Annotated in this window: 11 protein-coding genes; 6 read left to right on the top strand and 5 right to left on the bottom strand. The window is 65.1% G+C overall.

Annotation, left to right across the window (positions count from 1 at the left end):
- Positions 1-64 precede the first annotated feature (64 nt).
- The 5 genes from xdhA to guaD all read left to right on the top strand — a co-directional run bounded on the left by xdhA (position 65) and on the right by guaD (position 7743).
- Positions 65-1612: a xanthine dehydrogenase small subunit gene (gene xdhA / locus SB772_RS32565; RefSeq protein WP_410837255.1), complete on the top strand. Its 1548-nt coding sequence runs from the start codon at positions 65-67 to the stop codon at positions 1610-1612.
- Complete coding sequence (gene xdhB / locus SB772_RS32560) at positions 1612-4032, top strand: xanthine dehydrogenase molybdopterin binding subunit (protein ID WP_410837254.1); 2421 nt, start codon at positions 1612-1614, stop codon at positions 4030-4032. The genes xdhA and xdhB overlap by 1 nt, the downstream gene beginning before the upstream one ends.
- A 108-nt stretch (positions 4033-4140) precedes the next feature.
- On the top strand, positions 4141-5154 hold the full coding sequence (gene xdhC, locus SB772_RS32555; protein ID WP_410837253.1) for a xanthine dehydrogenase accessory protein XdhC: 1014 nt from the start codon (positions 4141-4143) through the stop codon (positions 5152-5154).
- 77 nt (positions 5155-5231) lie between these two features.
- Complete coding sequence (locus tag SB772_RS32550; RefSeq protein ID WP_410837252.1) at positions 5232-6278, top strand: adenosine deaminase; 1047 nt, start codon at positions 5232-5234, stop codon at positions 6276-6278.
- Between the two features lie 109 nt (positions 6279-6387).
- Complete coding sequence (gene guaD / locus SB772_RS32545; RefSeq protein WP_410837251.1) at positions 6388-7743, top strand: guanine deaminase; 1356 nt, start codon at positions 6388-6390, stop codon at positions 7741-7743.
- Between the two features lie 75 nt (positions 7744-7818).
- Here the strand turns inward: guaD and SB772_RS32540 are convergent, their stop codons facing one another.
- Positions 7819-9063 (bottom strand): NAD(P)/FAD-dependent oxidoreductase, encoded by a 1245-nt coding sequence (locus SB772_RS32540; protein ID WP_410837250.1) that lies wholly within the window; start codon positions 9061-9063, stop codon positions 7819-7821.
- A 118-nt stretch (positions 9064-9181) separates the two neighbouring features.
- Here SB772_RS32540 and SB772_RS32535 point away from each other — a divergent pair, with 118 nt between their 5' ends.
- On the top strand, positions 9182-9910 hold the full coding sequence (locus SB772_RS32535; RefSeq protein WP_410837249.1) for a class I SAM-dependent methyltransferase: 729 nt from the start codon (positions 9182-9184) through the stop codon (positions 9908-9910).
- On the opposite strand, the gene SB772_RS32530 is transcribed toward SB772_RS32535, so the two are convergent.
- Genes SB772_RS32530 through SB772_RS32515 form a run of 4 tightly spaced genes read right to left on the bottom strand, consistent with a single transcriptional unit; the run spans position 9897 to position 13559 of the window.
- Positions 9897-11129 carry a beta-ketoacyl-[acyl-carrier-protein] synthase family protein gene (locus SB772_RS32530; RefSeq protein WP_410837248.1) on the bottom strand — a complete coding sequence of 411 codons (1233 nt, stop codon included), beginning with the start codon at positions 11127-11129 and terminating at the stop codon, positions 9897-9899. The genes SB772_RS32535 and SB772_RS32530 overlap by 14 nt on opposite strands.
- A complete protein-coding gene (locus SB772_RS32525) occupies positions 11126-12352 on the bottom strand; it encodes a beta-ketoacyl-ACP synthase (protein ID WP_410837247.1) in 1227 nt (408 codons plus the stop codon). The genes SB772_RS32530 and SB772_RS32525 overlap by 4 nt, the downstream gene beginning before the upstream one ends.
- Positions 12352-13077: a 3-ketoacyl-ACP reductase FabG2 gene (locus tag SB772_RS32520; RefSeq protein ID WP_410837246.1), complete on the bottom strand. Its 726-nt coding sequence runs from the start codon at positions 13075-13077 to the stop codon at positions 12352-12354. The genes SB772_RS32525 and SB772_RS32520 overlap by 1 nt, the downstream gene beginning before the upstream one ends.
- On the bottom strand, positions 13074-13559 hold the full coding sequence (locus tag SB772_RS32515; protein ID WP_410837245.1) for a hotdog family protein: 486 nt from the start codon (positions 13557-13559) through the stop codon (positions 13074-13076). The genes SB772_RS32520 and SB772_RS32515 overlap by 4 nt, the downstream gene beginning before the upstream one ends.
- Positions 13560-13566 lie beyond the last annotated feature (7 nt).

Genomic DNA, 13566 nt, shown 5'->3' with positions numbered 1-13566 from the left:
GGCCGGTTTTGGCACGACCCCATGCGTAACGCGCGCCCGGTCCGCAATGTCTTTCGGATTCGCCATGACAACGCAAACCATCCGTTTTTATCACCAGGGGTCCGTCCGTGAGGTCGCGGGCATTCCGGCGTCGCGCACCGTGCTTCAGCACCTGCGCGAGGATTTGCATTGCACCGGCACCAAGGAAGGCTGCGCGGAAGGCGACTGCGGTGCCTGCACCGTCGTGGTCGGCGAGCTGGACGCGCAAGGCGGCCTCGCGCTGAAAGCGGTCAACGCGTGCATCCAGTTCCTGCCGACGCTGGATGGCAAAGCCCTCTTCACCGTCGAAGACCTGCGCGCCGCCGATGGCGCCCTCCACCCCGTGCAACAGGCGATGGTCGACTGCCACGGCTCGCAATGCGGTTTCTGCACGCCCGGCTTCGTGATGTCGATGTGGGCGCTGTACGAGAACCAGCCGGCCGCCGCGGGCCTGCCCACCCGCGATGAAATCAATGCCGCCTTGTCCGGCAATCTGTGCCGCTGCACCGGCTACCGGCCGATCGTCGACGCGACACAGAAGATGTTCGACTATCCGCAATACCCGCGCGTCACGCTGGACCGGGCAGCCGTCGTGGAAAAATTGCGCTCGATCCAGCGCCGCGACACCTTCGAATACACCGCGCCCGATACGCGCGGCGCCGCCTTCGGCACCCCCACCTTCCACGCGCCTGTCACGCTCGACGCATTCGCCACACTGCGTGCCGCGCATCCGCACGCGCGCCTGCTGGCAGGCAGCACCGACGTCGGCCTGTGGGTCACCAAGCAGTTCCGCGATCTCGGCGACATTCTGTACATCGGCAACGTAGCCGAATTGAAGACGATCGAGCGCGACGCGCAGACGCTGACGATCGGCGCCGCCGTCACGCTCGAGGATAGCTACGCGGCGCTCGCCGTCGATTACCCGGAACTGGCCGAACTGTGGACGCGCTTTGCGTCGCTGCCGATCCGCAATGCCGGCACGCTCGGCGGCAACGTCGCGAACGGCTCGCCGATCGGCGACTCGATGCCGGCGCTGCTCGCGCTCGGCGCCGAAGTCGTGCTGCGGCACGGCCCGAAAGCCCGCACGCTGCCGCTCGATGCTTTCTACCTCGGCTATCAGAAGACGGCGCTCGCGCCCGGCGAATTCGTCGCGGCGCTGCGCGTGCCGCGCCCGGCGCGCGAGTTGCGCTTTCGCACGTACAAGGTCTCGAAGCGCTACGATCAGGACATCTCGGCGGTGTGCGCCGCGTTCGCGCTGCACATCGGCGAAAACGGCGTGATCGCGCAAGCACGCGTGGCGTTCGGCGGCATGGCCGCGACGCCCAGGCGCGCCGCACAAACCGAAGCCGTGCTGAATGGCGCGACGTGGGACGCAAGCACCGCGCGGCAAGCGATGAACGCACTCGTCGCCGATTACCAGCCGCTCACCGACATGCGCGCCTCGAGCGCCTATCGACTGAAGGTGGCGCGCAACCTGTTGTGGCGCTTCCACCTCGAAACGCGCGATGACGCACCGCTCGCCCTCTTCGACGTGAATGCGTTCGCGTTCGAAGGCGGCGGGCCGGACGCGGCCGTCGCGAAGGAGTCGTCGTGATGAACCGGACCGATGCGTTCGTCGAACCTGCTGGGAAGCACGCTGAAAAACACGCCGCCGTTCACGACGGCGAGACGGCAATCGGCGCGCCGCTGCCGCATGAATCCGCCGCGCTGCACGTGAGCGGCGAGGCCACCTACACCGACGACGTCCCTGAGTTGCAAGGCACGTTGCACGCGGCGCTTGGACTTTCACGCCATGCGCATGCGCGGATCGTGTCGATCGATCTGGAGGCGGTGAAGCAAGCGCCAGGCGTGATCGCCGTGCTGAGCGCCGAAGACATCCCCGGCGAGAACAACTGCGGCCCGGTGCTGCACGACGACCCGATTCTTGCCGCCGGCGAAGTGCTGTACCTCGGTCAGCCGGTGTTCGCCGTGATCGCCGAAAGCCACGACCTCGCGCGCCGCGCCGCCGCGCTCGCGAGAAGCGACGACGTGATTCGTTACGAGCCGCTCGAGGCCATCCTCACGCCCGCCGAAGCGAAGGCCAACAAGCAATTCGTGCTGCCGCCACTGCATCTGAAACGCGGCGACCCGGAGGCGAAAATCGCCGCCGCGCCGCATCGAATCAGCGGCACCTTCGAAGTAGGCGGCCAGGAACAGTTTTATCTCGAAGGCCAGGTCGCGTACGCGGTGCCCAAAGAAATGGACGGCATGCTCGTCTACAGTTCGACGCAGCATCCGAGCGAAATGCAGCAGGTGGTCGCGCATATGCTCGGCTGGCCGGCGCATAACGTCGTGTGCGAATGCCGGCGGATGGGCGGCGGCTTCGGCGGCAAGGAATCGCAATCGGCGCTGTTTGCGTGCGTGGCCTCGCTGGCGGCGAAACTGCTGCGCCGTCCGGTCAAACTGCGCGCCGACCGCGACGACGATTTCATGATCACCGGTAAGCGGCACGACGCCGTCTACGAGTACGAAGCCGGTTTCGACGCGAGCGGACGGATTCTCGGCGCGCGCGTCGAAATCGCTTTGCGAGCGGGCTATTCCGCCGATCTGTCCGGCGCGGTGGCCACGCGCGCGGTCTGCCACGTCGACAACGCGTACTACCTGTCCGACGTCGATATCGTCGCGTTGTGCTGCAAGACCAATACGCAGTCGAACACCGCGTTTCGCGGCTTCGGCGGACCGCAAGGCGCGCTGGTGATGGAAGTGATGCTCGACAGCATCGCGCGTCAACTGAAGTGCGATCCGCTCGACGTGCGGCTTGCGAATTACTACGGTATCGGCGAGCGCAATACGACGCCGTACGGACAGCCCGTCGAAGACAACATCATTGCGCCGCTTACGGACGAACTGCTTGAAACCAGCGACTATCGCGCGCGCCGTGACGCGATCGCCGCGTTCAACGCGAAGAGTCCGGTGCTCAAACGCGGCATCGCGTTCTCGCCGGTCAAGTTCGGCATCTCGTTCAACGTGCCGTTTCTGAATCAGGCCGGCGCGCTGGTGCATGTGTATAAAGACGGGTCGGTGCTCGTCAATCACGGCGGCACCGAGATGGGCCAAGGGCTCAACACGAAAGTCGCGCAAGTGGTAGCGAGCGAACTCGGTTTGCCGCTCTCACGGGTGCGCGTGACGGCGACCGATACATCGAAGGTCGCGAATACCTCGGCGACCGCCGCCTCCACCGGCAGCGACCTGAACGGCAAAGCCGCCGAAGCCGCCGCGCGCACCATTCGCGGACGTCTCGCCGAACTGGCCGCGAAACAACTCGGCGGCAGCGCGGACGCGGTTCAATTTGCCAACGGCGAAGTGTCGGTGAACGGCGGGGCGATGCCGTTCGAACAACTGGTGAACGCCGCGTATCTGGCGCGCGTGCAGTTGTGGTCCGACGGTTTTTATACGACGCCGAAAGTGCATTGGGATGCGAAAACGCTGACCGGTCACCCGTTTTATTACTTCGCCTACGGCGCGGCGGTGTCGGAAGTGGTGATCGACACCCTCACCGGCGAATGGAAACTGGTGCGCGCGGACATGCTGCACGACGCCGGTCAGTCGATCAATCCGGCGATCGATATCGGTCAGGTGGAAGGCGGTTTTATTCAGGGCATGGGCTGGCTCACCACCGAAGAATTGTGGTGGAGCCGCGATGGCCGCCTGATGACGCACGCGCCGTCGACATACAAGATTCCTGCCGTGAGCGATACGCCCGCGGCGTTCCACGTGCAGCTGTATCGCAATCGGAACGCCGAGCCGACCGTGTTCCGTTCGAAGGCCGTGGGCGAGCCGCCTCTGCTGCTGCCGTTTTCGGTGTTTCTCGCGATTCGCGACGCGATTGCGGCCGCGGTGCCGGACGCGGACGATGCGCCGCCGCTACGCGCGCCCGCCACGCCGGAAGCGATTCTCGACGCGCTGGACGCATTGCAAGCGCCTACGGCTACCGCGGCAGCAAGCGAACCGGCCACCACCGATACAAGCGTTTAAGCATGTGAGCAAAGCAACAAGCAAAGGCCTGAAGCGACACGAACGCTTCACGCCACACTCAACCGGTCGCACGGACACCCCGCGTGGCCACGTATGGAGAACCGCCGGATGCAAGCCTGGCTACCCGATCTGCAACAACTGCTCGCGCACGGCGACGCCGCCGTGCTGGTGACGGTCGCGCGCGTCGAAGGTTCGGCGCCCCGCGAAGCCGGCACCAAGATGATCGTCACGCGCGATTCGGCCAGGCACACGATTGGCGGCGGACACCTCGAATGGAAAGCCATCGAGACCGCACGCCAGGTGCTGCGCGACGGCATGCGCTCGCCGCACATGCGCCGCCTCGAACGCTTCGCGCTTGGGCCCAGTCTCGGCCAATGCTGCGGCGGCGCGGTGATTCTCGCGTTCGAGCGGCTCGACATCGGCGACCTCGGCTGGATCACGTCGCTCGCGAAACGCGTGGCCGCAGGTCTTTCGACGGTGCGTAGCGTATCATTCGGCCCCGCACCGGATGCGGTGATGCTGTCCGACCCCGAGCCGGGCGTCGATGTCGCTGACTGTCTGCTGTGGGACGGCGCCGGCTTCGACGACAGCAGCGCGCTGCTCACCGAGACCATCGCGCCAGGCGACTTCTCCGTCGTGCTGTTCGGCGCCGGTCACGTGGGCGCGGCGCTGGTTCGTGTGCTCGCCACGCTGCCCTGCCGCGTGCGCTGGGTCGATGAACGCGACGCGCAGTTTCCGCCCATGGAAACGCTGCATGCGCCGAACGTGCAGATCGATCCGAACGACGCCCCGGACGAAGCCATCGACCAGGCCGTGCCGAACACGTACTTCATCGTGATGACGCACAACCATGCGCTCGATCTCGAGTTGGCCGAGCGGATCCTGCGGCGCGGCGACTTCGCGTTCTTCGGCATGATCGGTTCGCACAGCAAGCGCAAGCAGTTCGAGCACCGGCTCGCCGCGCGCGGCATCGATCCGTCGCAAATCGCGCGGATGAAATGTCCGCTCGGCGTCGACGGCATCGTCGACAAGTCGCCGGAGATCATCGCGATCTCGGCGGCCGCGCAGGTGCTGCAGGCCGTCGAGGCGAACACGCGCACACATGCGGCGCAGACGGCCTGACCGCGCTGACCTGAGGCGCATTGCATCCCGGCGCAAACGACTCCCACGAACGCTAACGAACTCCAGAAGAATCGCTTATGACTACCACTACCGCTATGCCGCTTGCTGAGAAAGCAGCGCTCGCACCGAAGGCCGAGTTGCACATTCATATCGAAGGCTCGCTCGAACCCGAGCTGATCTTCGCGCTCGCCGAACGCAACGGCGTGAAGCTCGCCTACGACTCGATCGAAGCGTTGCGCGCCGCGTACGCGTTCACCGATCTGCAATCGTTCCTCGACATCTATTACGCCGGCGCGAGCGTGCTGCTGCACGAGCAGGACTTCTACGACATGACGACGGCGTACGTCGAACGATGCCTCGCCGATAACGTGATTCACAGTGAAATCTTCTTCGACCCGCAGACGCACACCGAACGCGGCGTGCCGATCGCCACCGTGGTGGCGGGCATCGAACGCGCGTTGGCCGACGCGGAAAAGCGCGGCATGACGAGCAAGCTGATTCTGTGTTTCCTGCGCCATCTGTCCGAGGAAGATGCGCTCGCTACGTTCGAAGAAGCATTGCCGTTGTTCGAGCAATACAGACATCGTCTGATCGGCGTCGGGCTGGATTCGTCGGAGCGCGGTCATCCGCCTTCGAAGTTCGAACGCGTGTTCGCCAAGGCACGCGCGCTCGGTCTGAAGCTGGTCGCGCATGCGGGCGAGGAAGGTCCGCCGTCGTATATCTACGAAGCGCTCGATCTGCTGAAAGTGGATCGCGTCGACCATGGCGTGCGCAGCATCGAAGATCCGGCGCTGGTCGCGCGCCTCGCCGACACGCGCGTGGCGCTGACCGTGTGTCCGTTGTCGAACCTGAAACTCTGCGTGTTCGACGACATGACCAGGCACACGCTGAAGGACCTGCTCGATCACGGCGTCGCCGTCACGGTGAATTCCGACGATCCGGCCTACTTCGGCGGCTACGTCAACGCCAACTATTTCGCGACCATCGACGCGTTGAAGCTCAACGATGCCGAGGTCTACACGATCATCCGCAACAGCTTCGAAGCGTCGTTCGTCACGCCCGAGGAACGCAGCGAACTGATCGCGAAGCTCGACGCGCACTGGCATCCAGGCGGCCCGCACTGACGGGCCGGATCAAGGCAGCCGGCGGCGGCAAGGGTTCGTTTTTGAACCTGAAGTAAAGCCGCCGTCTGCGCTGTTTAGCTCCCCACAAATAACGGAGACGGTTTTTCCCATGACTCAATCGGCACCATCGGCCCAATCGGCATTCCGCGCGCAATTGCTGACTTTCAACGGCGATCCCGCGCAATCGTCCAATGCGGCAATCTTCAACGAGGACGGCCTGCTGATCGTCGAAGACGGCCATGTCGTCGCGGCCGGCGCCTATGCGGCACTCGCGCCGCGACTCGCGCCCGGCACCCAGCTGCAGGAAATGCGCGACAAGCTGATCGTGCCGGGCTTCATCGATACGCACATCCACTATCCGCAGACCGACATGATCGCGTCGCCGGCGCCGGGGCTCTTGCCGTGGCTCGACACGTACACGTTCCCGACCGAGCGCCGCTTCACCGATCCGGCCTACGCGCGCGACACCGCAAGTTTTTTTGTCGAAGAACTGCTGGCATGCGGCACGACTACCGCGCTGGTGTATTGCACGGTCCACAAGGAATCGGCCGATGCGCTCTTTACCGAAAGCGAAACGCGCAATCTGCGGATGGTGGCCGGCAAGGTGCTGATGGACCGCAACTGCCCCGAGTTTCTGCGCGATACCGCGCAATCGGGCTATGACGACAGCGCCGAGCTGATCGGCCGCTGGCACAACCGTGGCCGCCAGATGTACGCGCTCACGCCGCGTTTCGCGCCGACCTCGACCGAAGCGCAACTCGAAGCGTGCAGCGTGCTGGCCGGCAAGCATCCCGACATCTTCATCCAGAGCCACGTCGCCGAAAATACCGACGAAGTGAAATGGGTCGCCGATCTGTTCCCGGGCCACCGCAGCTATCTGGACATCTACGATCACTACGGCCTGCTGCGCCGCCGCGCGGTGTACGGCCACTGCATCTACCTCGACGAGGAAGACCGCAAACGGATGGCGCAGACCGGCACGGTGGCATCGCACTGCCCGACTTCGAACCTGTTCCTCGGCAGCGGCCTGTTCGACTTCGACAAGGCCGACGAGGCCGGCATGCCGATTGCGCTCGCCACCGACGTCGGCGGCGGCACGTCGTTCTCGATGCTGCAAACGATGAACGAGGCGCACAAGATCGCGCGTCTGACCGGCCATCATCTGACGGCCACGCGGATGTTCTACCTCGCCACCGCGGGCGCGGCCGAAGCACTCGATCTGGCGGACAAGGTCGGCACGTTGAAGCCGAAGTCGGAAGCGGACTTCGTCGTGCTCGATCCGCAAGCGACGCCGCTGCTCGCGCGCCGCACCGCGCGCACCGAGTCGCTCGAAGAACTGCTGTTCGCGTTCGCGCTGCTCGGCGACGATCGCGCGATCTACGAAACGTACGCAGCGGGCAAGCGCGTGCATCGTCGCGACGACGTGCGTCAGCATGCGCCGCGTGCGACGAAGATCGCGGCTTGATTCGATTCAGGCGACAAATAAAAACGGCGCTTCGGAAACGAAGCGCCGTTTTTTTGCTCATGCCGCGCCGCTCGATCACGGCTGCATGCAAACCTCATGCAACGCGTTCAGCCGCCGCACCGGATCGGCGACATAGGGATTCGTCTCGTCCCACGCGTAACCGGCCAGCACGGCGCTGATCATCCGCCGAATCGAAGGCATCTGATTCGGGTAAAAGATGATGTCCTGCAACTCGCCGGTGTACCAGCGCTCGACGAACGCGCGGAAGGTATCGATGCCCTTGCGCAACGGCACATCGTAAGCGCTGGACCAGTCGACCTGCTCGCCGTCCAGTTGCCGGTCCAACGTCTGCACCGCCAGATGCGCCGAGCGCAACGCAATCGTCACGCCGGATGAAAACACCGGATCGAGAAACTCGCCCGCGTTGCCCAGCAACGCATAGCCCGGCCCATGCAAACGCTCGACGTTCGCCGCGTAGCCGCCGATATGGCGCACCGGCATCAGAAACGGCGCTTGGCCGATCAACGCCGAAAGCGTCGGCTCCTGCTGGATCAGCGCGCGCAGTTTTGCCTCGCGCGCCGCTTCCGGCACCTCGAGAAAACTCGCTTCGGCCACACAGCCGACCGACGAGCGCCCGCCCGCGAGCGGAATCATCCAGAACCACACGTTGCGACGCTCCGGATGCGTGGCCACGCAAATCTTGTTGCGATCGGTTGCGCCCGTTGGAATACCGTCACGCACATGCGTGAAAATTGCCGCGCGGGTCGGCATCCGGGTCAGCGTTTCGAGGTTCAGCAAACGCGGCAGCACACGGCCGAAACCGCTCGCATCGAACACGAAGCGCGCCTCGACTTCATACGCATTCTGCGCTTCGTCGAGCACCTCGAGCACCGGTCTGTCACCTGTTTGCAGTGCGCGGACCGTGTGGCCGAAACGCACGTCGGCGCCCTGCTCCGCCGCGCAGCGAATCAGCAGATCGTCGAACACCGCGCGCTCGACCTGATACGTGGTGCCCCAACCTTGCGAATGTTTGTCGCGGAAATCGAACGCCGACGATTGATCCCGGTAGACGAAATGCGCGCCGTTCTTGTACTGGAAGCCGGCTTCGACCACCGCTTGCAGCATCCCGGCCTCTTCGAGGTACGCCATGCTTTGCGGCAACAAACTTTCACCGATCGAAAAGCGCGGGAAATGCTGGCGCTCCAGTACCAGCACCGAGCGGCCCGCTTTGCGCAATAAGGCCGCCGCAACGGCGCCCGCTGGACCCGCGCCGATAATCGCCACGTCGACGGCGGTGTGCTTTGACGAATGTGTACTCAAATTTGCCTCAATCGTTTGCCTGCTCGTAACAGCGTTACGCTGCAGGCTTACTTCTAGTTACAATCACGCGTGTCGCAGTAAGAACAAGCAAGAACAATATTCCGCCGGAGAGCCCAGCGTGTCGCCATCCGAAACATCCAGCGTGCCTTTCGTGCCGGAAACGGCATTCGGGATTTGGTTCCTGCGCACACATACCTGGGAACATCATGTGCTGCGGGTCGCCATCAACGATCTCAAACGCCTGATCGATACGCCCCTGCCTACCGCGCCGATGATCGTCGACGTCGGTTGCGGGCAAGGTATTTCGTTCCGCCTGCTCGCTGAAGCATTCAGGCCGCGCCGCATTGTCGGCGTCGATTTTCACGGGCCGTCGCTGAAACTCGCTGCCAGCGCCGCCGGCACCTGCCGCGATAGAGTCGCCGATATCGAACTGCTGCACGCCGACTGCGCGACACTGCCGCTGCCCGATGCCTGCGCCGACATCGTGTTCTGCCATCAAACCTTCCATCATCTCGTCGAGCAGGACCGCGCGCTCGCCGAGTTTCGCCGCGTGCTCAAGCCGGGCGGCGTCCTGCTGTTCGCCGAATCCACCGACGCATATATCAAGTCGTGGGTGATCCGCCTGCTGTTTCGCCACCCGATGCAGGTGCAAAAGAGCGCTGACGGCTACCTCGACATGATCCGCGACGCCGGTTTCGGGTTCGGCCCGCGCAACGTCTCGCTCCCCTATCTCTGGTGGAGCCGTGCCAAAGACTTCGGCCTGCTCGAACGCATCGGCCTGTACCGTCCGCAACCAGGCAAACGCCGCGAGACGCTGGTCAACGTCGCGGCGATCAAGGCCGATTAGACCAGGCGTCAAACATCAGGCTCGTGCAACTGCCGCCGAACCCGAATGAAACCGACATGGCCGTGTCGATGCGCGCGTCGCGCGATGCACGCACCAGCGGCATCTCGCCGAGGCTCGCATCCGGCGTCTCGATACCCGCTGTCCCGGCGATGAAACCATCGCGCATCATCAGCAAGGTATAAATCGCCTCGTGCGCACCGCATGCCCCCAGCGGATGGCCGCCCAGGCCTTTGGTCGACGAAAACGGCGGCACGTCGCGGCCGAATACCGCGCTCAACGCGTGGAGTTCTTCGACGTCGCCAAGCGGCGTGGACGGCGCATGCGTGTTGATGTAATCGGGACGCTTGCCGGCTTCTTTCAATGCGCCACGCATCGCGCGAGCGATGCCGGCCGCATGCGGCGTGACCATGCCGGCCCCGTCGGTGCAGTCGCCGAAACCAGTCAGCTCCGCGTAAATGCGCGCGCCGCGCGCCAACGCGTGATCGAGCGATTCGAGCAGCAGCACGCCGCCGCCCGATGCGATCACGAAGCCGTCGCGCGCCGTATCGTAGGGACGCGATGCACGCTGCGGCGTGTCGTTGAAACGCCGCGACAACGCGCCCATCGCGTCGAACAGCAGCGTCATGTTGTCGTGCAGCGCTTCGCTGCCGCCGGCCAGCACGATCTGCTGGCGGCCGGTCTGGATCAACTGCATGGCCTGGCCGATCGCGAGCGCCGAACTCGTGCACGCGGACGACGGCGAATAGCTCGCGCCTTCGAGCCCGAACAGCTGGGCGACATTCGCCGACGCGGTGCTGCTCATCGCCTGCGGCACCGCATAGGGCGGCACTCTGTCGACGCCGCGCGCGGCGGCAATCGCGAGCGCCGCATCGTAGCTCGCCAGCGAGCCGACGCCCGAACCGATCACCGCGCCCGCGAGCGGCGAGCACAACGCGGCCGGGTCGAGCCCGGCGTCGTCGATCGCTTTGCGGGCGGCGTGGCACGCGAAGCGCGCCGTATCGCCCAAGAAGCGTTCGAACTTGCGCTCGAACGGTGGCTCGTGCGCCACCGACGCCACGCCCGCCACCTGGGTCGCAAAACCGCGCTCGCGCCACGCGTCGATCCGCTCGATGCGCGAGCGGCCCGCGCGCAACGCGGCGCACACTTCGTCGAGCGTATTGCCGAGGCACGACACGATTCCCATGCCGGTGACGACCACGCGTTGCAGCGCCACGCTCATCGGACGCGCCTGAAAATCAGCGACGTGTTGATGCCGCCGAACGCAAAGTTGTTGCTCATCACGTATTCGGCGTCGATCGCGCGTCCGCTGCCGACAATGTAGTCGAGCGGCGCACAGGCCGGATCGACGTCGGTCAGATTCAAGGTCGGCGCGTACCAGTTGCGCTTCATCATCTCGATGGTCCACCACGCTTCGAGCGCGCCGCACGCGCCGAGCGTATGGCCGACGTAGCTCTTCAGCGAACTGATCGGCATGCGTTCGCCGAAGGTCTGGGCAGTCGCATGGCTTTCGGCGACGTCGCCGCGATCCGTGGAGGTGCCGTGCGCGTTCACGTAGGCGATCGCCTGCGGTTGCAATTGCGCATCGCCAAGCGCGAGTTGCATCGCGAGCGCCATGGTTTCGGCGGTCGGCTGCGTCATGTGCGCGCCGTCCGAGTTGCAGCCGAAGCCGACGATTTCCGCGTGAATCCGCGCGCCGCGCGCCACCGCGTGTTCGTATTCTTCGAGCACCAGCGTCGCCGCGCCTTCGCCGACCACGAGGCCGTCGCGGGCTGCATCGAACGGACGTGGCGTCAGATGCGGCGCGTCATTGCGCGTGCTGGTCGCGTACAGCGTGTCGAACACGGCGACCGCCGGGCCCGACAATTCCTCCGCGCCGCCCGCCAGCATCAACGTCTGCTTGCCCGCCTGGATCGCCTCAAACGAGTAGCCGATCGCCTGGCTGCCCGAGGCGCACGCGCATGAGGTCGGCACGATGCGCCCTTTCAGATCCCAGAACAGGCCGACGTTGACCGCCGTGGTGTGCGGCATCATCTGCACGTAGCTGTTCGACGTGACATCGCTCATCGAGCCGGTTTCGAGCATCGTGCCGAACGCACGAATCGGCTGGATCGATCCCGACGACGAACCGTACGCAACGCCCATGCGGCCGTCTTTGATGCGCTCGTCGTCGGCGAGGCCGGCGTCCGCCAACGCCAGTTCGCTCGCGCGCACCGCGTACAGCGACACCGGCCCCATCGAGCGCGTTTTCTTGCGCGGATAATGCGCGGGTGCGGTGAAGCCCGGCAGCGGGCACGCGAGCCGCGTATGCAGCGACTCGAAGTAATCCCACTCGGGCATGCGCCGCACCGCGTTCACGCCGCTCTTCAGACGCGCTCCGATTTCGTCCCAGCGCTCGCCGAACGCCGTGACGCCGCCCATGCCGGTAATGACGACGCGTTTCATCACACCATCCCGCCGTTGACGCCGATCACCTGGCGCGTGACGTACGAGGCCGCATCCGACATCAGGAAGCCGACCACGGACGCCACTTCGGCAGGCTGGCCGACGCGGTTCATCGGCACCGTCCTCAATGCGTGTTCGAGCGGCACGTCGTCGAGCATGCCGGTCTCGATCAAACCGGGCGCGACGCAATTGACGGTGATATTGCGCGTCGCCAGTTCGACCGCGAGCGCCTTGGTTGCGCCGATCAGGCCGGCCTTCGCGGCGCTGTAGTTGACCTGGCCGCGATTGCCCGTGACGCCGGACACCGACGCGATCGTGACGATGCGTCCGCCCTTCTTCGCACGCACCATCGGCATGGTCAACGGATGGACGACGTTGTAGAACGAGTCGAGACCGGTTTCGATCACGATGTCCCAGTCTTCTTCCGTGAGCGCCGGGAATGCGGCGTCGCGGGTCACGCCGGCGCTGCACACGATGCCGTAGTACGGGCCGTTCGCGGCAACATCCGCTTCGAGCACTTCGCGGCACACCGCGCGTTCGCGCACGTCGAATTGCAGCACGCGTGCCGCGCCGCCTTGCGCGGCGATGCCCGTCGCGACCGCTTCGGCCTCGCTGCGACCCGTGCGGCAATGCACGGACACCGCGAAACCGTCGGCGGCCAACTTGTACGCAATCGCGCGGCCGATGCCGCGGCTTGCGCCGGTAACGAGAACACGCCGGCTCATGAACTGAAACTCCCTTCGATGAATGATCGAAAATCGGGCGGTTGAAACACCTTGATGACCGCTTCGGCGCAACCCACGTCGCCATGATGGATGGTGCATTCGTAGGCGCCGTGGCCTTCTTCGCTGCGCAGCAATTCTGTCACACCGATGCGCAATTGCGCGCCGTTTGCGAAGGCCGGCATGAGCGCTTTGTAGCTGCGCGAGCCGAGCAGCACGCCCGGACGCGCGCCGCCGCCCGCGCGCATCGCCCGCAGCGCGACATGCGCGGCAATCGCCTGCGCCATCAGTTCGATGCCGATCCATGCCGGCATCGCGCCGTCGGCGTCCGCGTACCACGCGTCGGCATGCACGGTGGCAAGTGCGGTCAACGCTTCTTCGCTGAACGTGCTCACTGCGTCGATCAGCAACATGGTGCCGCGATGCGGCAGGATCGTTTCGATCGGTTGCCGCACGAGGTCCTGGATGGAGAGCGTCTGAGTCATTGCGCGC

This window comes from Paraburkholderia sp. SIMBA_030 (assembly GCF_046535245.1).
Lineage (GTDB): Bacteria > Pseudomonadota > Gammaproteobacteria > Burkholderiales > Burkholderiaceae > Paraburkholderia.
Note: the sequence above shows the minus strand (reverse complement) of the source record. Positions and strands in the feature narration are given on the sequence as shown.